The 23,644-nt window shown below is 72.8% G+C and carries 20 protein-coding genes and 1 pseudogene; 13 read left to right on the top strand and 8 right to left on the bottom strand.

Features of this window, described 5'->3' with window-relative positions; translation table 11 throughout:
• Positions 1-18: 18 nt before the first annotated feature.
• The 3 genes from IF29_RS43560 to IF29_RS0114915 form a co-directional block, all read right to left on the bottom strand.
• Positions 19-810: a BRO-N domain-containing protein gene (locus tag IF29_RS43560; protein WP_198037454.1), complete on the bottom strand. Its 792-nt coding sequence runs from the start codon at positions 808-810 to the stop codon at positions 19-21.
• A 120-nt stretch (positions 811-930) separates the two neighbouring features.
• Positions 931-2,151 carry an HTTM domain-containing protein gene (locus tag IF29_RS0114920; protein ID WP_051725334.1) on the bottom strand — a complete coding sequence of 407 codons (1,221 nt, stop codon included), beginning with the start codon at positions 2,149-2,151 and terminating at the stop codon, positions 931-933.
• Complete coding sequence (locus tag IF29_RS0114915) at positions 2,148-3,020, bottom strand: DUF5819 family protein (protein ID WP_157623750.1); 873 nt, start codon at positions 3,018-3,020, stop codon at positions 2,148-2,150. Before IF29_RS0114915 ends, IF29_RS0114920 begins: the two co-directional genes overlap by 4 nt.
• A 227-nt stretch (positions 3,021-3,247) precedes the next feature.
• Between IF29_RS0114915 and IF29_RS0114910 the strand changes: the two genes are divergently transcribed.
• From IF29_RS0114910 to IF29_RS0114895, 4 genes and pseudogenes are all read left to right on the top strand, one after another.
• Positions 3,248-4,426 carry an acyl-CoA dehydrogenase family protein gene (locus tag IF29_RS0114910; protein ID WP_030254272.1) on the top strand — a complete coding sequence of 393 codons (1,179 nt, stop codon included), beginning with the start codon at positions 3,248-3,250 and terminating at the stop codon, positions 4,424-4,426.
• 33 nt (positions 4,427-4,459) lie between these two features.
• Positions 4,460-5,436: pseudogene (locus tag IF29_RS41975) on the top strand (NTP transferase domain-containing protein).
• Positions 5,436-6,899 (top strand): molybdopterin molybdotransferase MoeA, encoded by a 1,464-nt coding sequence (locus IF29_RS0114900; RefSeq protein WP_084714261.1) that lies wholly within the window; start codon positions 5,436-5,438, stop codon positions 6,897-6,899. Before IF29_RS41975 ends, IF29_RS0114900 begins: the two are co-directional and overlap by 1 nt.
• The gene (locus tag IF29_RS0114895) at positions 6,896-8,026 is read left to right on the top strand and encodes a potassium channel family protein (protein ID WP_084714258.1); all 1,131 of its coding nucleotides are present in this window, start codon (positions 6,896-6,898) and stop codon (positions 8,024-8,026) included. The genes IF29_RS0114900 and IF29_RS0114895 overlap by 4 nt, the downstream gene beginning before the upstream one ends.
• Positions 8,027-8,041: 15 nt before the next feature.
• On the opposite strand, the gene IF29_RS0114890 is transcribed toward IF29_RS0114895, so the two are convergent.
• From IF29_RS0114890 to IF29_RS0114880, 3 genes are all read right to left on the bottom strand, one after another.
• On the bottom strand, positions 8,042-8,416 hold the full coding sequence (locus tag IF29_RS0114890; RefSeq protein ID WP_030254266.1) for a hypothetical protein: 375 nt from the start codon (positions 8,414-8,416) through the stop codon (positions 8,042-8,044).
• Between the two features lie 84 nt (positions 8,417-8,500).
• The gene (locus tag IF29_RS0114885) at positions 8,501-9,853 is read right to left on the bottom strand and encodes a hypothetical protein (RefSeq protein ID WP_030254263.1); all 1,353 of its coding nucleotides are present in this window, start codon (positions 9,851-9,853) and stop codon (positions 8,501-8,503) included.
• Entirely contained in the window at positions 9,850-10,416 is a 567-nt protein-coding gene (locus tag IF29_RS0114880) for a SigE family RNA polymerase sigma factor (RefSeq protein WP_037595352.1), read from the bottom strand. The genes IF29_RS0114885 and IF29_RS0114880 overlap by 4 nt, the downstream gene beginning before the upstream one ends.
• Positions 10,417-10,522: 106 nt before the next feature.
• Here IF29_RS0114880 and IF29_RS0114875 point away from each other — a divergent pair, with 106 nt between their 5' ends.
• The 5 genes from IF29_RS0114875 to IF29_RS0114850 all read left to right on the top strand — a co-directional run bounded on the left by IF29_RS0114875 (position 10,523) and on the right by IF29_RS0114850 (position 16,730).
• Positions 10,523-11,488, top strand: a complete 966-nt coding sequence (locus tag IF29_RS0114875; RefSeq protein ID WP_030254258.1) for an NAD(P)H-quinone oxidoreductase — start codon at positions 10,523-10,525, stop codon at positions 11,486-11,488.
• Positions 11,489-11,656: 168 nt separating this feature from the next.
• Positions 11,657-12,469: a hypothetical protein gene (locus tag IF29_RS46015; protein WP_037595350.1), complete on the top strand. Its 813-nt coding sequence runs from the start codon at positions 11,657-11,659 to the stop codon at positions 12,467-12,469.
• 102 nt (positions 12,470-12,571) lie between these two features.
• A complete protein-coding gene (locus IF29_RS0114865) occupies positions 12,572-13,156 on the top strand; it encodes a bacterial proteasome activator family protein (protein ID WP_030254256.1) in 585 nt (194 codons plus the stop codon).
• A 139-nt stretch (positions 13,157-13,295) separates the two neighbouring features.
• Entirely contained in the window at positions 13,296-14,810 is a 1,515-nt protein-coding gene (locus IF29_RS0114860; RefSeq protein WP_063757508.1) for a protein kinase domain-containing protein, read from the top strand.
• Between the two features lie 195 nt (positions 14,811-15,005).
• The gene (locus tag IF29_RS0114850) at positions 15,006-16,730 is read left to right on the top strand and encodes a protein kinase domain-containing protein (RefSeq protein WP_232242150.1); all 1,725 of its coding nucleotides are present in this window, start codon (positions 15,006-15,008) and stop codon (positions 16,728-16,730) included.
• Positions 16,731-16,740: 10 nt separating this feature from the next.
• On the opposite strand, the gene IF29_RS0114845 is transcribed toward IF29_RS0114850, so the two are convergent.
• Positions 16,741-17,796: a phosphotransferase enzyme family protein gene (locus IF29_RS0114845; RefSeq protein WP_084714254.1), complete on the bottom strand. Its 1,056-nt coding sequence runs from the start codon at positions 17,794-17,796 to the stop codon at positions 16,741-16,743.
• Positions 17,797-17,896: 100 nt separating this feature from the next.
• The gene (locus tag IF29_RS0114840) at positions 17,897-18,550 is read right to left on the bottom strand and encodes a response regulator (protein ID WP_030254249.1); all 654 of its coding nucleotides are present in this window, start codon (positions 18,548-18,550) and stop codon (positions 17,897-17,899) included.
• 284 nt (positions 18,551-18,834) lie between these two features.
• On the opposite strand from IF29_RS0114840, the gene pdhA reads away from it, so the two are divergent.
• From pdhA to IF29_RS0114820, 4 genes are all read left to right on the top strand, one after another.
• Entirely contained in the window at positions 18,835-19,998 is a 1,164-nt protein-coding gene (gene pdhA / locus IF29_RS0114835; RefSeq protein ID WP_030254247.1) for a pyruvate dehydrogenase (acetyl-transferring) E1 component subunit alpha, read from the top strand.
• Positions 19,999-20,033: 35 nt separating this feature from the next.
• A complete protein-coding gene (locus IF29_RS0114830; protein ID WP_157623770.1) occupies positions 20,034-20,996 on the top strand; it encodes an alpha-ketoacid dehydrogenase subunit beta in 963 nt (320 codons plus the stop codon).
• 17 nt (positions 20,997-21,013) lie between these two features.
• Positions 21,014-22,417, top strand: coding sequence for a dihydrolipoamide acetyltransferase family protein (locus IF29_RS48510; protein ID WP_030254243.1), 1,404 nt, complete (start codon positions 21,014-21,016; stop codon positions 22,415-22,417).
• A gap of 107 nt (positions 22,418-22,524) precedes the next feature.
• Entirely contained in the window at positions 22,525-23,634 is a 1,110-nt protein-coding gene (locus tag IF29_RS0114820; RefSeq protein WP_051725331.1) for a M64 family metallopeptidase, read from the top strand.
• The last annotated feature ends 10 nt before the right edge of the window (positions 23,635-23,644 follow it).

The raw sequence follows: 23,644 nt of genomic DNA, 5'->3' as shown, positions 1-23,644 counted from the left end.
TTTCACATGTCCGCAGGGCTAGCCGGCTTCCACTCCCATCTCCTTGAGCAGGGCGGCGATCTCCTTCGCCGTTCCCAGGACCCGAGCCTGACCGATCTTCAGGGAGAGCAGCCCAGCCGACACCGGGGCCTGCGGCGGGGTCGGGCCCTGCGGCGGGGCGGCCGGGGTCTCCGGCTCGCGGGGTGCGGCGAGGCGGCGGACCACGTCGACGAAGCGGATGGTGCCGCAGCTGCGTACGCTCCTGCTGCCCCTGATGCCGACGCGCTTCACCTCCGGGCAGCGGAAGTACGGTCCGTAGGGCGGCCCGCTGTCCTCGCTGCGCTTGGGCACGCAGACTTCCGTACGCCCGTGCGGGCAGTGAACGGAGCCGTCGGTGAGGACGCGGAAGTCACTGTCCTGGATTCCGTCGATCCGGGCCACCAGGTCCACCGGCTGATGCCCGATGGCCTCGGCAAGGGTCTCGGCCATACGTCGGCGTTCAGCGGCGAGATCGGTGTCCCCGCGGCGGAGGGAGGGGAGGAGCTGGGTGGTGACCCACGTCTGGAAGGGCTGGGCGGAGGGTTTGCGGGAGCGCATGATCAGCGTGTACAGCCCGCTCTCGCTGACCACGCCGAGCAGCGGATTTCCGCGCTCGTAGCTTTTCCGACCTGCGCTTTTGTCCTTACCCTCACTTGAAGTGAGGGTTACCTCGCGCAGATCCACGGTCTGGGTCTCGTGCTGCTGGACGATCTGGTTGGCCCAGCTCGGATTGGACCGGCCCAGGATCCGACACACGTCCGCCGTGACGAACCAGGGCTCGCCGTCGATCATGATGACGCGGATCGGCTGCCCGGTGGCCGGGAAGGCGGAGTGCTGCAGGGTCGGCTGTTCGGTGTGTTGCATGACGTCCCTCTCAGGTGAGTGGTGCTGACGTCATGAGCAACGCGATTGTCAGACCGTGGTCACTCCTTCGGCGGAGTGCGGTCGTTCGGTACCGCGCGTGAACGCATGTTTCACGAGGGTGGCGAGGGGGGTGGCGAAGCGGGAGATCCGGTTGCCGGTCCGGACCAGGAACCAGGTGGGCAGGAAGACCGCGTCCGCGCTGATCATCGCCAGCGAGAAGAAGGGCAGTCCCAGGGTCACCGCGATGGCGGCGTGCTCGGTCATCATCAGTACCAGCAGGACGTTCTTGATCCGGCGGTTGAAGACCAGGAACGGGAAGGCGACCTGCACGATGACGGTGCCGTAGCTGATCAGGAAGACCGGGATCGGGTGCGCCGAGAGCTGCTGCGACAGTCCCGGCCAGGGGTTGAAGTAGTCGAGGTGCAGCGGGAAGTAGAGCGCGGTGCCGCCCTGCCAGAGCGAACCCTGGATCTTGTACCAGCCGGCGGTGGCGTAGATGAAGCAGACCTCCACCATCACCACCAGCATCGCGCAGTTGTGCAGCATGGTCGCCATCGCGTCCAGCACGGCCCGGGGTTCGCCGTCCGGCGCACGCCGGTCCAGCAGCCACCATGCTCCGCTGAGCAGCCAGAACGCCCAGAGGACGGTGCTCCACGTGTACAGCCCCGGGCTCAGTGTCCCCATCCCGCCGGGGTCGGTGAGCTGGGTGAACAGCAGGGCGAGGCCGAGTACCGACCAGAGCGCCACGCCGGTGCGGTCCACCCGGTCCGGGTGCAGCCGCCGGCGTCGGGCGTCCAGGGACCAGACCGTGCCGCAGCGGGTGAAGGCCAGGTAGATCGCCATCAGGTGGATCACGTTGTCGCCGCCGTCGCCGATCAGGACGCTGCGGTTCTGGATCGACAGCACGCACACCAGGAACAGCACCGACATGGCGCGGGTGCGCCAGCCGAGCATCAGCAGCAGGCTCACCACGATCGCGGCCGCGTAGACGGTCTCGAACCACCAGCGGCCGCCGGACCAGGCCAGCACCGTGAAGGCGTGGTTGCCGGCGAGCATCTGCCGGGCCAGGTCGAGGCTCCAGGCCGAGCGGTCGCCGTACAGGACCCGGCGGTGCGGCCACTCGCGGAGCAGGAAGCCGCCGAAGCACAGGGCGAAGCCGATCCGGACGACGGCGGCCTGGTAGGGCGCGAGGACCCGTCCGGTGAAGGCCGTCCAGCCGGTGAGGCTGCTGCTGCGCACGGTGGCGAGCACGCCGGTCGATGCGTTCATCCGTGGATCCCGAGGCCGGTGTAGTCGTCGTCGGAGACCGCCCACCACTGCAGGGTGACGTAGCTGGTCTGCTTCTTCTGCGCGGCGGCGGTCCAGGACGGTCCGGTGACCGGGGTAGTGGCCGAGCGGAACTCGATCTGGATGATCTGGTTCCCCTGCCAGTCGCGGCTGCCGATCCGCTGCAGGGCGATGCGCTTCAGGTACTCCTTGGACAGCGGGCCGCCGGTGCCGAGGGAGGTCTCGCCCGGGAGGTTATGCCAGGAGGTGTAGTAGTCCCAGGCCCGGCGCAGCTGGTTCTGGTTCAGGTGGCTGGGTGCCGGGTTGCCCCTGACGGCTGAGATGTCCTGGGCGGTGAGGTCGTACCAGCCGGACTCGGCCCGGCTGCCGTCGGGCGCGAGGGTCTGCACCCTGGCCTCGACGGCGATGTTGTTCTGCAGCGGATTGGGGGCGAAGAGCTGCCAGTTCTGCTCGAACTCCGGCAGCACATGGGAGTTGATCGCCGACTGGTAGCGCTGCGAGGCGGGGTTGGAGGGGGCTATGGAGAGGAAGACGGTGCCCAGGTGCCAGGCGGTGGCGACGATCAGGGCGGTGGCGGTGAGGGCGAGGGTGATCAGGGCGGGCAGGGACCAGAGGCGGGGGGTGCTGCCGTCCGCGGCGAGCGCAGGCACAGGCGTGGACGCGGTTGCCGGTACGGGCTCCGGCGTCCGGTCGGCGGCCTGCTCCGGGGTCCGGTCCGGGGCCGGCCGTTGCGGAGGCACTCGGGGGCCCGGCGGGGCGAGGCCGGGTATGGGGTCCCGGTCCTGCGGCGTCGCCGCCGCCTCGTCCGGCGCGGCACCGTCCCGCGCGGCCTGGTTCGGATGGTCTGGCACGCTTGTCCGCTCGCTCGCTGAGGCTCTGTCCGTCCCGAACGGTACTGACCCTGTGGTGCCTGTGACAGGGAGAGTGGACCATTGACCGGTTTAGTGGGTATGCCGGAATCGGCAGGTTGCCGCCGCGGCGCCGTGGCCCTTCCCATCCACTAGAACCCGTTCTAATCTGACGGTCCGTCATGGGGTCGGGCAGCAGGGGCTGCAAAGGCAGCAAAGGGGAGAGAGCCGTGGACTTCACCTTCACCGAGGAGCAGCAGGCCGCAGTCGAAGCCGCCCGCGCGGCCTTCGCCGATGTCGCTCCGGACGGTGTGCCCAGCCCCGCTGTCAATGCCGATCCCGTGGCCGCGGACATCGACCGGGAGCTGTGGCAGCGCCTGGCCAAGTCCGACCTGCTGGGCATCGCACTCGCCGAGGAGTACGGCGGTTCGGGCCTGGACCCGGTGGCCTGGTGCCTGGTGCTGCGCGAGTCGGCGCGGGTGCTGGCCCGGGTCCCGCTGCTGGAGACCGGCGCCGCCGCGCTCGCCGTGCAGCGCTACGGCAGCGAGGCCCAGCGCCGGCAACTGCTGCCGGAGGTCGCCGCGGGACGGCTGCTGCTCGGCGTCGCCCCGCACGGCCGCACCGGGCACGAACCGGCCGACCAGGGCGTACGCGCCGTGGCGGCGGACGGGCCGACGGGGTCCCCGGGCGGCTGGATCCTGGACGGGGTGCAGACCGGGGTGAGCGCCGCCCAGGTGCTGGACCGGATCGTGGTGCCGGCCCGCTCCGACCGGGGCACACTGCTGCTGCTGGTGGATCCGCACGCCCCGGGGGTGGAGCTGCGCCGCCAGGTCACCGCGCACGGGGAACTCGCCGCGGAGATGGTCTTCGACGGCGCCAGGGTCGACGCCTCGGCGCAGCTGGGGGAGCCGGCGCCGGACGCCGCCAACTGGCTCCACCTGCGCGGACTGCTGATCGTCGGCACGGCGGCGCTGTGCCTGGGCCTGGGGGAGCAGATCCTGCGGATGACCGCCGACTACACCGGCAAGCGCCAGCAGTTCGGGCACCCCATCGCCACCTTCCAGGCGGTGTCGATGCAGGTCGCCGACCGCTACATCGACCTGCGGGCGATGGAGGTCACGCTCTGGCAGGCGGCCTGGCGGATCGGCCTCGTCGCCGCGGCGGACGGCACGGACGACCCGGAGCGCATCCCGCTGGCCGCGGACCTGGCCACCGCCAAGGTCTGGTCGGCCGAGGGCGTCCGCTCGGTCGCGGCCTCCGCCCAGCACCTGCACGGCGGGATGGGTGCGGACCTCGACTACCCGCTGCACCGCTACCACGCCTGGGCCAAGCACTTCGAGCTGTTCCTCGGCCCGGCGGCCGCCTTCGAGGACGAGGTCGCGACGGTGCTGGCGGAGCACCGGCTCTGATCCGGGGCCTCGGAGTGGATCCATACTGGTCGGATGGACGACGGGCTCGGTGCGTACGACGCGGTGGTGCTCGCCGGCGGTGCGGCCCGGCGGTTCGGCGGTGCGACGGACAAGGTGGCGCTGGAGGTCGACGGCACCGCGCTGCTGGACCGGGTGCTGGCCGGCTGCGCCGGTGCCCGGAGCACGGTCGTGGTGGGTCCCCGGCGGCCGACCGGCCGGCCCGTCGGTTGGGTGCGCGAGCAGCCGCCGGGCGGCGGACCGGTGGCGGCGGTGGCGGCGGCACTGCCGTCGGTGACCGCGGACCGGATCCTGCTACTCGCCGCGGACCTGCCGTTCTTCGAGCCGGCGACCGCCGCGGTGCTGCTCCGCGGGCTGGACGGAGCCACGGACGGATCGGCTGACGGAGCGGTGGACGCCGCGGTCCTGGTCGACGCCGGCGGTCGCGACCAGCCGCTCGCCGCCGCCTACCGCACCGCCCCGCTGCTGGCGGCCCTGACGGCGCTGGGCGAGCCGGCCGGCCTTCCGCTGCGGCGCCTCGTCGGCGGCCTGACCACCCGTCGGATCGCCGATCCGGACGGCGCCTCGCTGGACTGCGACACCTGGGACGACCTCGCCCGAGCCCGTGCTCACGCCCGCGCCCGGGTACCGCGAGGGAAGTGACACGACAGCGAAACGTTACCTTGCACGCTCCTGACCCTGGGATCGGCGACGATGGGACGGTGCTGAATGACTGGATCGCCGAAGCCAAGACCGCACTGGGGATCGACCTGGAGGTCGACGTACCCGGTCTGCTGGACATGACCAAGGACGTGGCCCATGGCGTGGCCCGCCCCGCCGCCCCGCTGACGGCGTTCCTGGTCGGCTATGCGGCGGCGCAGGCCGGCGGCGGCGCCGGGGCGGTGGCGGAGGCCAACAGCAAGGTTGTGGCGCTGGTCGGGCGCTGGGTCGCCGAACAGTCGAGCGCCGAACAGTCGAACGGCGGGGCGTCGAACGGCGGGGAGTCGGGCTGATGGGTGGTGAGGAGAGCACCGATGGGGACCTGCTCGACGCCTATCCGTTCCTGGTCCGTACGGCCGTGGTGAGCGGCGCGGGTGCGGCGGAGGGTGCGCCGTTCGACTACACCGCGCCCATTCCGGAGCCGGGCCGACCGTCAGGGACCGGTCGGCACCCCGGAGCCGGGCCGGCGACCCCCGCGCCCTACGACTACGCCGCCGACGAGGCCGCCGGTGCCGGGGCCAAGAGCAGTCCTTCCGGGCCGCTCGGCTGGGCACAGGCGCGTGGACGGGCTCTGCGCGCCGTGGTCCGGCCGCTCCCGCCGGTGCGACTGCCCTTCGCCGACGCGCTCGGCGCGGCTCTGGCCGCCCCCCTGGAAGCCCTCACCGACCTGCCCGCCTTCGACACCTCCGCCATGGACGGCTGGGCGGTCTCCGGCCCCGGCCCGTGGCGGATCGGTCCGGCCCGGCCCGACAACAGCGACCAGTTGCTCGCCGGTCGCGGCAGCACCGTGCCGCTGCCCGACGGCACCGCCGTGCGGATCGCCACCGGGGCGCAGCTGCCGCCGGGCGCCACCGCCGTGCTCCGGCGCGAGGACGGCGGTGTGCGCCGCGACCGCAGCGGCGCCGAGCTGCTGCACGACCGCGGCGGCAACCCGCTGGAGCAGGGCCGGGACATCCGGCCGCGCGGCCAGGAGTGCCGTACCGGAGAGCCGCTGCTGCCGCAGGGCACCACGGTCACCCCCGCCGTCCTCGGCCTGGCCGCGGCGGCCGGCTGCGACCTGCTCACCGTGCACCGCCGTCCCACCGTCGAACTGCTGGTGCTGGGCGACGAACTGCTGGACTCGGGGCTGCCCGGCGCGGGGCGCACCAGGGACGCGCTCAGCCCGCTGCTGCCGCCCTGGCTGCGCGCCCACGGCGCGCGGATCAGCGCCGTGCGCAGGGTCGGTGACGACCTCGGCCTGCTCCGTGACGCGCTGCGGCGCAGCCCCGCCGACGTGGTGGTCACCACCGGGGGCACGGCGGCCGGACCGGTGGACTACCTGCACCGCGCCCTCGCCGAGGTCGGTGCGGAACTGCTGGTCGACGGTGTGCGGGTGCGCCCGGGCCACCCCATGCTGCTGGCCGCGCTGCCGCCGGTGGAGGGCCGGGACAGGCCCCGCCACCTGGTCGGGCTGCCCGGCAATCCGCTGGCGGCGGTGGCCGGGGTGGTCACCCTCGCCGAACCGCTGCTGCGCGCCCTGGCCGGCTTCCCCCGTACCGCGACCTATCTGGTCGAGGCCGCGGTACCGCTGCCGGGGCATCCCACCGACACCCGGCTGCTGCCGGTGGTCCTCCCCGAGCGGGGTGCGGTGCCGCTGGCCTTCGACGGTCCGGCGATGCTGCGCGGGCTGGCCCTGGCCGAGGGCCTGGCGGTGGTGCCGCCCGGCGGGGTCGCCGCGGGCACCCGGGTGGAGGTACTGGAGGTCCCCGCGGGATGAGCCCTGTGAGCCGGACCGGGCGCGCGGGCGGTGACCGGCGCAGGGGCCGCGGTCGCGGCACGGGTCGGACCGGCCGGGACCCCGGCGAACTGCAGCTCCGTCAGATCCTGCTGCCGGAACCGGCGGCGTCGCCCTCGCAGCAGGTGCGCCGCCGCTTCGTGCTCGCGCTGCTGGTCATGGTGGTCACCATCGTCGTCGTCTGGGTCGGCCGGGACGGCTACCACGACAACGCCCACGGTCACCTGGACCTGCTCGGCGCCGCCTACTACGCCACGGTCACCCTCTCCACCACCGGGTACGGCGACATCACCCCGGTCAGCGACAGCGCCCGGCTGGTCAACATCCTGGTGATCACCCCGCTGCGGGTGGTCTTCCTGATCATCTTGGTCGGCACCACGCTGGAGGTCCTGACCACCCGCACCCGCCAGCTCTGGCGGATCAAGCGCTGGAAGGCCGCCATGAGCCAGATGAGCCAAGGGACCGCCGAGGGACACGTGGTGGTCGTCGGATACGGCACCAAGGGCAGCAACGCCGTGGAGACGCTGCTGCTCCAGGGCGTCGCCAAGGAGCGGATCGTGGTCGTCGACCCCCAGCACAAGGCGGTCGAGGCCGCCAACGAGGACGGCCTGGTCGGCATCCTCGGCGACGCCACCCGCACCGAGGTGCTGCGCCGCGCGCAGGTCGAGCGGGCCGACCGGATCATCGTGGGCACCCAGCGCGACGACACCGCGGTCCTGGTCACCCTGACGATCCGGCAGCTCAACAAGCACGCCACGGTCGTGGTCGCGGTACGGGAGGACGAGAACGCGCCGCTGCTGCGGCAGAGCGGCGCGACCGTGGTGGTCACCAGCTCCAGCTCGGCCGGTCGCCTGCTCGGGGTCTCCACCCTCAGCCCCAACGCCGGCGCCGTGCTGCACGACCTGCTGACGGTCGGCAACGGACTGGACGTCATCGACCGCCCGGTCGGTCCCACCGAGGTCGGCGGCCATCCCCACGACTGCGGGGACCTGGTCATCTGCGTGGTCCGCGGCAACCGCAGGCTGCCCTACGACGACCCGGAGGCCGCCACGCTCCGCTCGACCGACCGGATCATCGCCGTCAGGCGGGCCGAACCCCAGCCGGTCTGACCCGGCGCGGCCGGCCTACTTCCCCGACTCGGGGTCGACGATGTCCTGGGCGAACACCATCCCCAGCGGCTCCGGTCCGATGTACTGCTGGCAGTTGCAGGGCCGGGCCTCGTACTGCAGCGGTTTGCGCTTGGCGTCCCAGGCGGTCGGCGCCTCGACCGTCTCATGGCACTTGCCGCTCCGGTCGTGCTTGGCCAGGTGGTGGGTGCAGCCGCAGATCGGCTCGGGCGGGCGGTTGGCCGCGTCGATGGCGAGCTGGCGCTGCTCGCTCGCCTTCAGCAGCTCCAGCTTGCGCTCGTGCCGGGTGCGCAGGCTGCTCTGCATCAGCTCGCCGAGCCGCCCGCCACCGACGATCACGGCGGGGATCAACAACCACAGCCAACCGCCCATGCCGGACCTCCCGATGAGAGCGCTCCTGGCATCCCAGCTTATCCAGCGTCAGCTTCCGTCCGGCAGTGCTGTGTGACGCCTGCGTCAGGGGGCGTCCAGAGTGCTCTCGCCCAGACCGTCGAGCCGGGTGCTGAGCAGGACCCGGCCGTCCTTGTCGCGGACGACGACGGTTCGGTGGGTCCCGCCGGCCCCGGTCGGGGTGATCACGGCATGGCCCCGGCCGTCCAGGGACGCCGTCACCGGGGCACCGCCGTCGAAGCTGACCGAGGCCGATGCGCCGCCCTGGTAGAGGATCTCGACCGGGGACCGAGCGGTGTCCGAGACTTGGTAGTTGTCGCGCACGCCCAGGTAGCTGGCCAGCCCGGAACGCGATGCCGGGACCAGCCGGGCGCCGCCTCCGGTGGGTGCGTCCTGTCGTTGGCCGTCGGCTCCGGCGAACAACTGCAGGGTGCCGCCGCGTGCCTGGATCTGGACGAGTACCGAGTCCGGGCCGATGGAGGCGGAGGCTCCGGTCCACAGCAGCTGCGGATGCAGCGCGGTGGCGTCGTGGACGCCGAGGTCGGACTCGCTCTGCAGGATGAACTGGATCATCTGCCTGGCCCGCTCGGTGACCGGGTGACCGTAGGCCCTGACCATGGAGTCGATCAGCCCGACGGGAATGTTGAGGTCCTGACCGGCGCCGGGCCCGACCACCTCGTCGTCGACGAGCTTCGATCCCGCGTAGGCTCGCAGCCGAGGCCTGGTCCCGTCGTCGACGACCGACACCACCCCCATGCCGCCGGTCAGCGGCAGCGGGCGGTACGGCTCGCGGACCGCGGTGCCCCGGGCCGTCCAGTCGACGTCGGGCGAGAGCTCGACCCGGTCCACCCCGGGGGGCGGGAGCACCAGCTCCACGGTCCTGGTGCCGATTTGGAACTGGCCTTCGAGCAGGGTGTTCGGTGCGACCCCGCCCCAGCGGGACGCCGTCCCGTTCGTGCTGAACCAGTACTGGGCGTCGGTCGCGCTGACCGGGGCCACCACGACAGCCACCGGGACCCCCTGCACGTGTCCGGCGTACACCACGTAGGTGTCGGCCACCGGCACCTTGAGGTCGACGGCCGCAGCCGTGCGGGCCCGGGAGGTGACGGAGGAGTCGTCGACCTGGTCGCCGAGGACCGGCCAGGACTGCATCCAGGTGCGGATCGCGGGGGACCAGTGCGCCGGATCGGCGGGCACCCCGCTGCCCCCGTGGCCGACGCCGGGGACCCCGAAGGCGGCCATGCCGGTCGCCGCGAGGACGGCGGCGCCGAGTGCGGCCCCCTGGGCCAGGCGACGACGCCGGACCCGCCGGCGGAACCGCTCGTACGGAGCCGGGGCGGTGTCCAGCGGTCCGGCCTGCCGGGCCAGCGCCGCGCGCAGCTCGGTCTCCATGTCGTGGTGTGAGGGCAGACTGGTCACGGCGTGCTCCTTCCGGTGGCGGGCTGGCGGGGGATCAGGGTGCTGACGGGGTCGGTGCCTTCCGCACCTCCGGGGACTTCGGGGCCGAGCAGGGTCCGCAGGTGCCTGATCGCCGCATGGGACTGGCTCTTGACGGTCCCCACCGAGCAGCCGAGCGCATGGGCGGTGTCGGCCTCGCTGAGGTCCTCGAAGTAGCGCAGCACCAGCACGGCGCGCATCCGTGGCGGGAGCTTCCTGACGGCCCGTGCGAGTTCGTCCCGTTGGGCGTGCGCGGCCTGTCCGTCGGCGCCGCCGTACTCGGGCACGGAACCGGTGAGCACCTCCGGGACCCGGCGCCGGCGCCACCAGGTGATGCTCAGGTTCACCATGATCCGGCGGACGTAGACCTCCGGTGCGTCGGTCCGCTCGATCCGGCGCCAGTGCCGGTAGGCCCGCATCATCGCGCTCTGCAGCAGTTCCTCGGCCCTGCCGTGATCACCTGTCAGCAGGTAGGCGGTGCGGAGCAGACGGTGCCAGCGGTTGCTGTAGAACTCGCGGAACTCCGCCTCTGACTGTGCATTCACGCGTCCCCCATCTTCGTCGTCACCCCATCAGACTTCTGCTGACCCACCGCGCGTTGGGTGCCCGGGGAAGTATTTCTGCGGGGCCGCATCGGGTAGCGTCCGAAGCATGCGAGCGATCACGATTTCAGAGCCGGGCGGTCCCGAGGCGCTGGTCCTGGCGGAGGTGCCGGATCCGGAGCCCGCTGCGGGCGAGGTGCTGGTCGAGGTGGCCGCCTCGGCGGTGAACCGGGCCGATGTGCTGCAGCGCCAGGGCTTCTACGATCCGCCGCCGGGGGCCTCGCGCTACCCCGGCCTGGAGTGCTCGGGGCGCATCGCCGCGCTGGGCGCGGGGGTGTCCGGCTGGGCGGTCGGCGACGAGGTGTGCGCGCTGCTGGCCGGCGGCGGCTACGCGGAGAAGGTCGCGGTACCGGTCGGCCAGCTGCTGCCGCTCCCTAAGGGAGTCGACCCGGTCAGCGCGGCCGCCCTCCCGGAGGTGGTCTGCACGGTCTGGTCCAACGTCTTCCAGGTGGCGCACCTGCGGACGGCCGAGACGCTGCTGGTGCACGGCGGGAGCAGCGGGATCGGGACGATGGCGATCCAGTTGGGCAAGGCGATCGGCGCCAGGGTCGCGGTCACCGCTGGCAGTGCGGAGAAGCTGGAGGCGTGCCGCGCGCTGGGCGCGGACGTGCTGGTCAACTACCGCGAGCAGGACTTCGTCGAGGCCGTGGGCCCCGACGGTGCGGACGTGATCCTGGATGTCATCGGCGCCAAGTACCTGGACCGCAATCTGGACGCCCTGGCGGTCAACGGCCGTCTGGTCGTGATCGGTATGCAGGGCGGTGTCAAGGCCGAGCTGAACCTGGGCAAGCTGATGGCCAAGCGCGCCGCCGTCGCCGCCACCGGCCTGCGCGCCCGGCCGCTGGCGGAGAAGGCCGCGATCGTCGCCTCGGTCCGCGAGCACGTCTGGCCACTGCTCGAGTCCGGCACCGTCCACCCGGTCATCGACCGCATCCTGCCCCTGGCCGATGCGCCCGAGGCCCACCGCCTGATGGAGAGCAGCACCCACATCGGCAAGATCCTGCTCCAGGTCTGACCGCGCGCGTCCGACGCTCCGCATCCTCCAGTCGGCCCTGGTAATAGCCGTCCGAAATGCCGTATATGGCCGTATATGTAATGGTCACAGTGACAGCGGTGGTCGGGTGCGGGTCGGCTGGGCTCCTTTGCGAGGGGTGGGTCGGCGGCGGTCTGGAGGGTGCGGCGTATGCGTGTGTCCTCGCCCTCCGCTGTCGTTCGGGCCACCGCGCTGGTGCTGGGGGTGGGGGTGGCGCTGGCCGTCGGTCCCGCTCCTGCGGCCGTCGCCGTCGGGGTCGCGACGCGGGACCGTGCGCCGGCGCCGTACTGGCCCGACACTGTGGTGGTGCGGTTGCCGGGCGGCGGGGAGATCCGGCTGGTGTGGCCGGGGGAGATGGTCTGGACGGAGCCGGCGCTGTCGGGCAGTGGTGACCCGGTTGCGACGCCCTCCGCCGGCCCGACGCCGACCGCCACGGCTTCTGCCGCCGCTTCCCCGACACCGTCCACCACGCCCTCGGCGAAGCCCTCCGCAACGCCATCCGCCAAGCCGTCCGTAAAGCCGTCGGCCAAGCCCTCCCCGTCCCCCTCCCCCGCGAAGCCCGCTGCGCACCCCAGCGCTGTGGCGCGTCCTTCGGCGAGCCCGTCGGTCCTCCCGGAGCCGGTGCTCAGCGCGCTGTTCCCGGTGGTCGTCCCCGGGCCGTACCAGGCTCCGGTCGCTGCCGCCGCGGACGCCCCGGGCGCCGTCCACGCGCCGGCCGGGGCCTGGTCGCGCCACTCCCGGCCGTCCGACGACCAGAACCCGGGCCGGACGGCTCCGAGCCCGGGCCCGCCGCCGCTCGGGCCCGGCGCGCTGGCGGCGAAGCCGCTCCCCGGCGGGCCGGTCGCGGCGCGCCCCTCGCCCGCGCGGGACCTGCTGAACCGCAGGCTGCTGCCGCTCGGGGTGGGTCTGTCGCTGATCGGCTGCGGGGCCGCGCTGTTCGGCTGGAGGCTGCGCCGGATGTAGGTCCGGACGCAGTGGCGGTTCCGCTGCCCCCGCATCCCGACCCGCACAGGTGTTCTTGGCGCTGCCGCACCAAAGTCGGCTCGTTGGGGCAGAATGACGGCTATGAACAGCCCGAACCCGCGGCCCGAAGACGGCCCCCATGGCCCCCAGGTCCTGATCGTCGGCCCCGACGGGATGCCCGTCGGGGCGCTCCCGGGCGGAGCCCGCCGCCCGGCATCGGAGGAGGGGGCGGCCGAGGGCGAGTCCCGCGAGCTGCCGATCACCGAGATGGTCGAGCAGCCGGCGAAGGTCATGCGCATCGGCAGCATGATCAAGCAGCTGCTGGAGGAGGTCCGCCAGGCGCCGCTGGACGAGGCCAGCCGGGTCAGGCTCAAGGAGATCCACGCCAGTTCGGTCAAGGAGCTGGAGGCGGGCCTCGCGCCGGAGCTGGTGGAGGAGCTGGAGCGGCTGTCGCTGCCCTTCACCGAGGAGGCCATCCCCAGCGAGGCCGAGCTCAGGATCGCCCAGGCGCAGCTGGTGGGCTGGCTGGAGGGCCTGTTCCACGGCATCCAGACCGCGCTCTTCGCCCAACAGATGGCCGCCAGGGCGCAGTTGGAGCAGATGCGGCGGGCGCTGCCGCCCGGCCAGGGCGGCCTGGAGGACGGCGACGACGGCCAGGGCCACCTCCGCTCCGGTCCCTACCTCTAGCCGGACCGCAAGCCGGGCCTCCGGCCGGACCCACGCCCGGACCGGTCACGGACCGGATTCGGTCCGATGGCGCTGCGCCGCATGTCCGTACGGCCCGCTAGCCTGATCCCCTGACGCCGTGGGGGAGAAGAGAAGACAGATGAGCGAGCAGGGCACCACCGGGCAGAGCGGCGCAGCGGGACGAACGGTCGGTCACGGCCGCTATCTGCTGCGGGAGTTGCTCGGGCAGGGCGGGATGGCGACGGTCCACCTCGCGGACGACACGGTTCTGGACCGTCCGGTGGCGGTGAAGAGCATGCTCGGCAACATGAGCGCCGAGCCCTCGTTCCGCGAGCGCTTCCGGCGCGAGGCGCAGGCCGTCGCCCGGCTCAACCACCCCAATATCGTCTCGGTGTTCGACAGCGGCGAGGACGTCAACGAGGACGGGGTGCATGCCCCCTTCATCGTCATGGAGTACATCGAGGGCGGTTCGCTCAGCTCGGTGCTCAGGGACGACATCGCCACGCACGGCGCCATGCCCACCGACAAGGCGCTGAAGATCACCGGCGATGTGCTGGCGGCCCTCGGGGCCTCGCACGAGCAGGGGTTGGTGCACCGCGACATCAAGCCCGCCAACGTCATGCTGACCAGGCGCAACACGGTCAAGGTGATGGACTTCGGCATCGCCAGGGCGATGCAGTCCGGGGTGACCTCGATGACGCAGACCGGCATGGTCGTCGGCACCCCGCAGTACCTCTCGCCGGAGCAGGCCCTCGGCAAGGCCGTGGACGCCCGCTCCGACCTCTACTCGGTCGGCTGCCTGCTCTTCGAACTGCTCACCGGGCGGCTGCCGTTCGAGTCGGACACCGCGCTGGGCATGGCCTACCAGCACGTCCAGGACACTCCCCCGGCGCCGTCGTCCTTCAACGCGGCGGTCACCCCGGCGGTGGACGCGCTGGTGGCGCGGGCGCTGCGGAAGGACCCCGGGCACCGCTTCCAGTCCGCCGACGAGATGCGCGGGGAGTGCGAGCGGCTGGCCGGGGCCGGCGGCGCCAACACCCCGCTGATCATCGGCGAGGGGCCGCGGGTCACCAACATCGGCGGCTCCGGCGCCAACGCGGTCTTCCCGCCCGCGCAGGGCCAGCTGGGCACCATGCCCCCGCAGCAGCAGCCGTACCAGCAGCAGCCGATGCCGTCGATGCCGATGCCGCAGCCCTCGATGCCGGGCACCCCGCCGCCGCAGAACTACGTCCCGGGCCCGACCCCGCCGCCGTACGCCCGTCCCGGTGTACCGACGCCGCCGCCCACCCCGTATCCACAGGTAGGTATGCATCAGGGCGCACAGACACCGCCGCCCTACCGGCCGACGCCCGCGCCCACTCCGCGGCCGACCCCGATGCCGCAGCCGCCGCGCCCGGGGACACCGATCCCGCGTCCGACGGGTCGTCCGATCAACCCGGGCCAGCAGGCGAACACCCCCATCCCCAAGGGCGGTCGGGGCTGCGGCGCCGCCGCGGCGGTGGTCGGCGTGATCGTGGGCGTGCTGGTGCTGCTGGTCCTGATCCTGGTGCTGGCCCTGCAGAACAACGGGTCCAACTCGAGCACCAACGGCTCGGGCCGGCCGGGACCGGTCGCTGTGGCCCAGGCGGGGGACGGTTCACCCGTACTGGGCTGAACCGGGCCCGGGCCGGGGCCACACGATGATCGGTGGACACGTGAGCGGCGAAAAACCAGTAGCGTGCACCTGATGGGTCCTACCGGTCGGCGCATCGTGTGCGGAGTGTGAGCGGCCGGCCGGGCACGGGTGATCCTCCGGCCCCGAGCGGAATGCGGGAGCGGTGCACAGGCGAACGACCGACGGCGGAGAGTAATGGCAGACAACGAGCAGGCCGACGGCGGGGCAGGCACCGGACCCGGTGACCCCGAGAGCGGCGGCCCGGGCGAGACCCCCACGGTCGGCCATCCGATGATCGGCGGCGCCGGCACCCCCGGCGGCTACGGTGCCCCCGGCTACGGCGGCGGCTACGGCGACCCCGCGCAGACCCCGGTCCAGGGCAGCCCGTTCCCCGGTGCCCCCGGCCAGGGTCCCGGTGCCGAGGAGCCCTCGGTCAGTTCCACCAGCGGTCTGTCCGTCTTCGGCGAGGGCCGCTACCGGCTGACGCACCGTCTGGGCCGGGGCGGCATGGCCGAGGTGTTCGCGGCCAGGGACGTACGGCTGGGCCGTACCGTCGCCATCAAGGTGCTCCGCCCGGAGCTCGCCGAGGACACCACGGCGCGGATCCGCTTCACCCGGGAGGCGCACTCGGTCGCCTCGCTCAACCACCACGCCGTCGTCGCGGTCTACGACACCGGCGAGGAGGCGCAGCGCGGGGAGACCGTCCCCTACATCGTGATGGAGCTGGTCGAGGGCCACACGGTCCGCGAACTGCTGCAGGGCGACGAGCCGCCGCCGGTCAGCCAGGCCCTGATCATCACCGCCGGGATCCTGGAGGCGCTGGCCTACAGCCACCGCCACGGCATCGTGCACCGGGACATCAAGCCGGCCAACGTCATCATCACCAACACCGGTGCGGTCAAGGTGATGGACTTCGGCATCGCCCGTGCGCTGACCGGTGCCACCAGCACCATGACCCAGACCGGCATGGTCATGGGCACCCCGCAGTACCTGTCCCCGGAGCAGGCCCTCGGCAAGTCCGTGGACCACCGCTCCGACCTCTACGCGACCGGCTGCATGCTCTACGAGCTGCTGACGCTGCGTCCGCCGTTCACCGGCGACACCCCGCTGTCGGTGGTGTACCAGCACGTCCAGGACCCGCCGGTGCCGCCGTCGCAGGCCAACTCCCGGGTGCCGGCCTCGCTGGACGCACTGGTGCTGCGCTCGCTGGCCAAGGAGCCGGACGACCGCTTCCAGAGCGCCGACGAGTTCCGGGCCCATGTGCAGCACGCCCTGCGCACCCTGGGCTCGGCCACCGGTCCGACCGAACTGCTGCCCAGCGCCGCGGCCGCCGCGATGGCGCCGACCGTCGTCGGCCGCACCGTGGGCACCCCGCCGATGGGCACCCGGGCCATGCCGGCCGACCCCGGCAGCCCGGTCCCGCCCCGCTACCAGGACCCCAACGACGGGGCCGACGAGGGGGACGGCAACCGCCGGGCCCTGTTCGCGGTGGTCGCGGTGCTGGTCGCGATCGCGGCGATCACCATCGGGGTGGTGCTGGCGATGCAGAACGGCAGCAACAACTCCCCCGGGGCCTCCACCAGTTCGTCGGCCCCGGCGACGCCCTCGGACACGGTGTCCTCGCAGGCGCCGACCGAGTCGACGAGCCCCTCGGACAGTCCCACTCCGAGCACCGAGCCGCCGAGCACCTCGTCGTTCACCGGCAACCCGACCCCGACCGGCAGCAGTTCGGCCTCGGCGTCGAGTTCCGCCAGTGCGAGCGCCAGTGCCTCGGCGAGCGCCTCGGCCTCCGCTTCCAGCAGCCCGAGCGCGCCGGCCAGCCAGACGCCCACCGGCGGTGCCAGCAGCACGCCGACCGGGAGCACCACCCACCAGGCCGGCGGCGACCCGTCCGGCTCCAACACCCCGCCGACCTCCTGAGCGGCCGGCGTCAGTTCACGCAGGCGTCGAGTACCTGCTCGTACTCCTGGCACCACCACACCAGCTGCGCCGCCGCCGCCGGGAACAGCGGGTCCGCCCGCTCGTCCCGGCGCTGGTAGCGCCAGCGCAGTATCCAGAAGTCGTTCAGCCGCTCCCACCAGACCCGGTGCACCGCCGCGGCCAGGTGCTCCGGGCTGCTGCCGGAGGCCTCGCGGTAGCCGCGGGCGTAGTGCCGCACCCGGGACAGGTCCAGCACCCCGGTCTCGGGGTGGTTGAAGAACAGCGTCGAGGCCCGGACCGCCTCCTCGGCGCAGGGCTTGATGCCGAGCCGGTCCCAGTCCAGCACGGCAACCGGGGCGGCGTCCCGGTAGAGCAGGTTCAGGTGGTGGAAGTCGCCGTGCACCCAGCCGGAGGGCGGTGCCGCGTCCGGCTGCGGCCTGCGGTGCCGGTAGCCGGCCAGCAGCTCGCGGCGTTCCCGCAGCCGCTCCCTGGCGAGGGCGTCGAAGGGCTCCTGCGGGGTCCGCAGCTGGGAGCGTTCCAGCAGGTCGGCGATGGTGCGCTCGGTCTGGGCCGGGTCCGCGCACGGCAGCGAGCGGGGCTGCGGCACCGGCGGGTGCAGCTCGGCGAGGGTGGCGTGGATCCGGCCGAGCAGGGTGCCCAGGGCGGTGCACTCCTCCCGGTCCAGCGAGCGGCCGGTGCGGTGGCCCCCCTCGACCCAGGGGAACAGGGCGTAGCGGCGCCCCCGCAGCAGCACGCTGCTGCGGCCGTCCCTGGCGGTGAGCGGGGGAGCGGTCGGCAGCCCGCGGTCGCGCAGCGCCGCTATGGCCCGGTGCTGGGCGGCGATCGCGGCGCCCGAGGCGTGCCCGGCGTCGTCCAGGTACTGCTTGAGGAAGTAGCCGCCGTGCGGCCCACTGATCCTCACCCCTCGGTTGAGCAGGCCCTGGCTGACCCGCTCCACCGTCAGCTCCGGGTAGGCGTCGGGGAGGTCGTAGCGCTGCAGCACCCCGGCGACCGGGATCCCGTGCACCCGGTCCAGCAGCCCCGCCCGTGTCTGAGCCTGCGTCACGGTGCTGATGGTACTGCTGATGCGGCTGGGAACAGTGGCCGCTTGACAGCAGCGGGCCCGGGCTGATCCGGCGTCCGGTGACGCGGCGTCCCGGGTGCGGTCAGCGCTCCTCGGCGTGCATCTTCGCCACGTACGCCGCGGCCTGGGTGCGGCGCTCCATGCCGAGCTTGGCGAGCAGGCTGGAGACGTAGTTCTTCACGGTCTTCTCGGCGAGGTGCAGCTCGTTGCCGATCTGCCGGTTGGTCATCCCCTCGCCGATCAGGTCGAGGATCCTGCGCTCCTGCTTGGTGAGCCCGCTCAGCCGCTCGTCCTCCTGGGAGCCCTCGCGCAGCCGGGCCAGCACCTGGCCGGTGGCGACCGGGTCCAGCAGCGACTTGCCGGCGGCGACGTCGCGGACCGCCGAGAGCAGGTCGGTGCCGCGGATCGCCTTGAGGACGTAGCCCGAGGCCCCGGCCATGATCGCGTCGAACAGCGCCTCGTCGTCGGAGAACGAGGTGAGCATCAGGCACTTGATCTCCGGCTGCTGCGAGCGGACCTCGCGGCAGACCTCCACCCCGCTGCCGTCCGGCAGCCGCACGTCCAGCACGGCCACGTCGGGACGGGTCGCCGGGATGCGGACCAGCGCCTCGGCGGCGGTACCGGCCTCGCCGACGATCTCGATGTCGTCCTCCAGCGAGAGCAGCTCATGGACGCCACGGCGGACGACCTCATGGTCATCGAGGAGAAAAACCCTGATATGCCCGGATTGTGTCATGGCACAAGATTCGCACAGCGCCCCTCGGCCCATGCGGGAGGAATGCCGGAAAATAGCCTGATTTGCCACGGGCCGGGGTACCTGGAGGTTACGAGGACGTCCTACCAGCGGAGCAGTGGGCTCTTCCGCTGGGTAACGTTCTCCTGCAGGATCAGGGCACACCTACCGCCGATCCGCACCCAGCGCACACCCCGCGCGAGTACGGAGACGGCGACCGGACCGGTGGCCGGTACTGGCCCTAACCCAGGGACACAGGCGGAGACCGGAGAGACCGAGGAGTGAACGTGACCGTCGACAGCACGGCCGGGGCGCCCACCACCGCCCCCGCCGCAAACGATGGCCCCGCCGACGCGGGCCCACCGGAGCTGGTGCAGCTGCTCACCCCCGAGGGGGAACGGGTCGAACACCCTGACTACTCCCTGGAGACCACTCCGGAGGAGCTGCGCTCCATCTACCGGGACCTGGTCCTGGTCCGCCGCTTCGACGCGGAGGCGACCTCGCTGCAGCGCCAGGGCGAGCTGGGCCTGTGGGCCTCGCTGCTGGGCCAGGAGGCCGCCCAGGTCGGCTCGGGACGGGCGATGCGCCCCACCGACTACGCCTTCCCGACCTACCGCGAACACGGTGTGGCCTGGTGCAAGGGCGTGGACCCGCTGAACCTGCTGGGCATGTTCCGGGGGGTGAACCACGGAGGCTGGGACCCGGACGAGAAGAACTTCCACCTCTACACCATCGTCATCGGCTCGCAGACGCTGCACGCCACCGGCTACGCGATGGGCATCACCAAGGACGGCGCGGACGACGCGGTGATCGCCTACTTCGGCGACGGCGCCTCCAGCCAGGGCGACGTCTCCGAGGCCTTCACCTTCGCCTCGGTGTACCAGGCCCCGGTGGTGTTCTTCTGCCAGAACAACCAGTGGGCCATCTCCGAGCCCACCGAGAAGCAGACCCGGGTGCCGCTCTACCAGCGCGCCTCCGGCTTCGGCTTCCCGGGCGTGCGGGTGGACGGCAACGACGTGCTGGCCTGCCTGGCGGTCACCCGCTGGGCGCTGGACCACGCCAGGACCGGGCAGGGCCCGGTGCTGATCGAGGCCTTCACCTACCGGATGGGCGCCCACACCACCTCGGACGACCCGACCCGCTACCGGATCGCCGAGGAGCTGGAGTCCTGGAAGCTCAAGGACCCCATCGAGCGGCTGAAGGCCCACCTGGTCCGCGAGGGCTGGGCGGACAGCGCCTTCCTGGAGTCGGTGGAGGCCGAGAGCGAGCAGCTGGCCCGCCGGGTCCGCGAGGGCGTGCGCACCATGCCGGACCCCGACCCGTCCTCGATCTTCGAGCATGTGTACGCGGAGGGGCACGCCCTGGTCGACGAGGAGCGCGAGGGCTACCTCGCCTACGCGTCCTCGTTCGCGAGCGCGGCGGCTGAACTGACGGACGGGGAGGACGACTGATGGCGGTCGAGACCGGCACGAAGAAGTCCTGGACCATGGTGCAGGCGCTCAACGAGGCGCTGCGCCGCTCCCTGGACGAGAACCCGAAGACGCTGGTCATGGGCGAGGACGTGGGCCGCCTCGGGGGCGTGTTCCGGGTCACCGACGGACTGCACAAGGACTTCGGCGAGGAGCGGGTGATCGACACCCCGCTGGCCGAGTCCGGCATCGTCGGCACCGCGATCGGCCTGGCCCTGCGCGGCTACCGCCCGGTGGTGGAGATCCAGTTCGACGGGTTCGTGTACCCGGCGTTCGACCAGATCGTCACCCAGCTGGCCAAGATGCACGCCCGCGCGCTGGGCCACATCAAGCTCCCGGTGACCATCCGGATCCCGTTCGCCGGTGGCATCGGCGCGGTGGAGCACCACAGCGAGTCCCACGAGGCGTACTTCGCCCACACCGCGGGCCTCAAGGTGGTCGCCCCGTCCAACCCGGCGGACGCGCACTGGATGCTGCGCCAGGCCATCGCCTCGGACGACCCGGTGATCTTCCTGGAGCCCAAGCGGCGCTACTGGGACAAGGGCCAGCTGGACCCGAACGGCGCCCCGGAGCTGGAGCTGCACCGGGCCAGGGTCGCCCGTACCGGCACCGACCTGACCCTGATCGCCTACGGGCCGATGGTCAAGGTCTGCCTGGAGGCGGCCGAGGCCGCCGCCGAGGACGGGCTGAAGCTGGAGGTCGTGGACCTGCGCTCGCTGTCCCCGGTCGACTTCGACACCCTGGAGCAGTCGGTCAGGCGGACCGGCCGCGCCGTGGTGGTGCACGAGGCCCCGGTGTTCCTGGGGATGGGTGCCGAGCTGGCGGCGCGGATCACCGAGCGCTGCTTCTACTCGCTGGAGGCCCCGGTGCTGCGCGTCGGCGGCTACTTCGCCCCCTACCCGCCGTCGCGGGTCGAGGACGCCTTCCTGCCGGACCTGGACCGGGTGCTCGACGCCGTCGACCGCGCCATGGCCTTCTGAGGGGTTGAGGAGACGTCATGACGACAGCAGTCGAGTCGGTACGTCAGTTCAAGATGCCCGACGTGGGCGAGGGACTGACCGAGGCCGAGATCCTGAAGTGGTACGTCCAGCCCGGTGACACCGTCACCGACGGACAGGTGGTCTGCGAGGTCGAGACCGCCAAGGCGGCCGTGGAACTGCCGATCCCCTTCGACGGGGTGGTCCGCGAGCTGTTCTTCGACGAGGGCACCACGGTCGACGTCGGCCAGGTGATCATCACTGTGGCCGTCGAGGGCGGCGCCGCCGGACCTGTCCCCGAAACGGGGACAACCGCGGCAGCGCCCGTCGAGGCCGAGCCGGAGCCCGAGCGCCGCGAGGTGCTGGTCGGTTACGGACCGCGCTCCGGCGCCTCCCGCCGCCGCCCCCGCAAGGTGGCGCTGACCCCGCCGGCCTCCGTCCCCGCGACGGCGCCCGTCACGGCACCCGTCGCGGCTCCGGCCCCGGTGGCCGCCCCGGCGCCCGCCCCGGTCGCCGAGGAGCGTCCGCTGGCGAAGCCGCCGGTGCGCAAGCTGGCCAAGGACCTGGGCATCGACCTGCGCACGGTCACCCCCACCGGCCCGCACGGCACCATCACCCGCGAGGACGTCCACGCCGTCGCGGCCCCGGCAGCCGTCCCGGCGCCGGCGGTCGCCGCCGCGCCCGTCCCGGCCCCGCCGGTCCTGGCCGTGACCAGCGGCGACGGCGACCTGCGGGTCCCGATCAAGGGCGTCCGCAAGGCCACCGCGCAGGCCATGGTGGCCTCGGCGTTCACCGCGCCGCACGTCACCGAGTGGGTGCAGGTCGACGTCACCCGCACCATGAAGCTGGTGCGCAGCCTCAAGGCCAGCGGCGAGCTGGGCCCGAACGTCAGGGTCAGCCCGCTGCTCCTGGTCGCCAGGGCACTGCTGACCGCGATCCGCAGGCACCCGGAGGTCAACTCCGCCTGGGACGAGGCCAACCAGGAGATCGTGGTGAAGCGCCGGATCAACCTCGGCATCGCCGCGGCCACCCCGCGCGGGCTGATCGTCCCCAACATCAAGGACGCGGGCTCGCAGAGCCTGGCCGAGCTGGCGCAGTCGCTGACCGCGCTGATCGAGACCGCCCGCGAGGGCCGCACCTCCCCGGCGGACATGCAGGGCGGCACGGTCACCATCACCAACGTCGGCGTCTTCGGCGTCGACTCGGGCACCCCGATCCTCAACCCGGGCGAGGCCGCCATCCTGGCCTTCGGCCAGGTCAGGGAGCTGCCCTGGGTGCACAAGGGCCGGGTGGTGCCGCGCCTGGTGACCACCCTTGCGCTCTCCTTCGACCACCGCATGGTCGACGGCGAGCTCGGCTCCCGGGTGCTCGCCGACACGGCGGCCATCCTGGAGCAGCCCAAACGCCTCATCAGCTGGGGTTGAGCGGCTCAGCCACGTACGAGTGAAGGCCTAACGGGTGACGCGTGGTCGCCCGGGGCCGCTGGGTACTCCTTCGCGGACTGCGTTGTCCACAGGCGGAGGAGTACCCCATGCGACCCAGGGCCCGTGCCTTGGTCCTGTCCGTTTCGGTGCTGCTGATGGTGCTCGCACTGCTGGCCCGGGGGCCGGTGCGGGCCGAGGCGGCCGGCAGCGGATCACTGGTGGTGAACAACGGGGATCCGGCGAAGCGGATCACCCTGGTCCTGTTGGGCGACGGCTACACGGCCGCCGACCTGCCCCGCTACCGGGCGCAGGCGGCGGCCGTGTGGCAGGCGCTGACCGCGGTGGAGCCGTTCCGCACCTACCAGCACTTCTTCGACGTCCGCCGGGTCGATGTGGTCTCCCAGCAGTCTGGGCTGCGCCAGGGCTCGCCGCTGGGCATGCACTTCGGCTGCGACGGCATCACCCGGCTGCTGTGCGCCGACGACGCCGCGGTGGCGTCCAGGGCCGGCGAACCGGCCGGACCGCAGTACCTGCTGGCGCTCGCCGACTCGGACCGGTACGGCGGCGAGGGCGGCGGGGCGACCACCACCCTGGCGGCCGGGTCCCCGGACGCCCCGAAGATCATCCAGCATGAGATGGGCCACACCGTCGGCGGCCTGGGCGACGAGTACGACTCCGCGCCCGCCGACAGCTCCTACCCCAACCTCTCCGCCGCGGACGCCGGGGCGATGCGCGCCGACCGGGTCAAGTGGTGGCGCTGGCTGGGCGCGGCCGACCCCAGCGGCGGCACGGTGGGGGCCTACCGCAGCGGCAACGGCCTGTACCGGCCGACCAGGGACTCGATCATGCGCACCCTCGGCGGGGTCTACAACCTGCCGTCCCGGGAGGCGGTCATCGAGTCGATCTACCGTCAGGTGTCGCCGGTCGACCGGGCCACGCCGGCCGCGGGCGCGGTGGCGGGGCTGCCGAAGCTCCAGGTCTTCCCGCTGCCGCTGGCCGGCGGGCGGCGGCTCCAGGTGACCTGGCGGCTGGACGGCCGTCCGGCGCCGGCCGCCGCCGTGGCCGGCGACACCCTGGACGCGGGCCGCCTCGGGCTGGCCCCGGGACAGAGCGCCGTGGTCACCGTGACGGTCCGGGACACCACCCCCTGGGTTCGGGACGAGGCGTTCCGGGCGACCGGGATGACCAGGACGGTCACCTGGAACCTGCACGGCTGAGGGCCCCGGC

This window comes from Streptacidiphilus jeojiense (assembly GCF_000719095.1).
Taxonomy (GTDB): Bacteria; Actinomycetota; Actinomycetes; order Streptomycetales; family Streptomycetaceae; genus Streptacidiphilus; species Streptacidiphilus jeojiensis.
The sequence above is the reverse complement of the archived record's forward strand: the minus strand, read 5'-3'. Positions and strand labels throughout refer to the sequence as shown.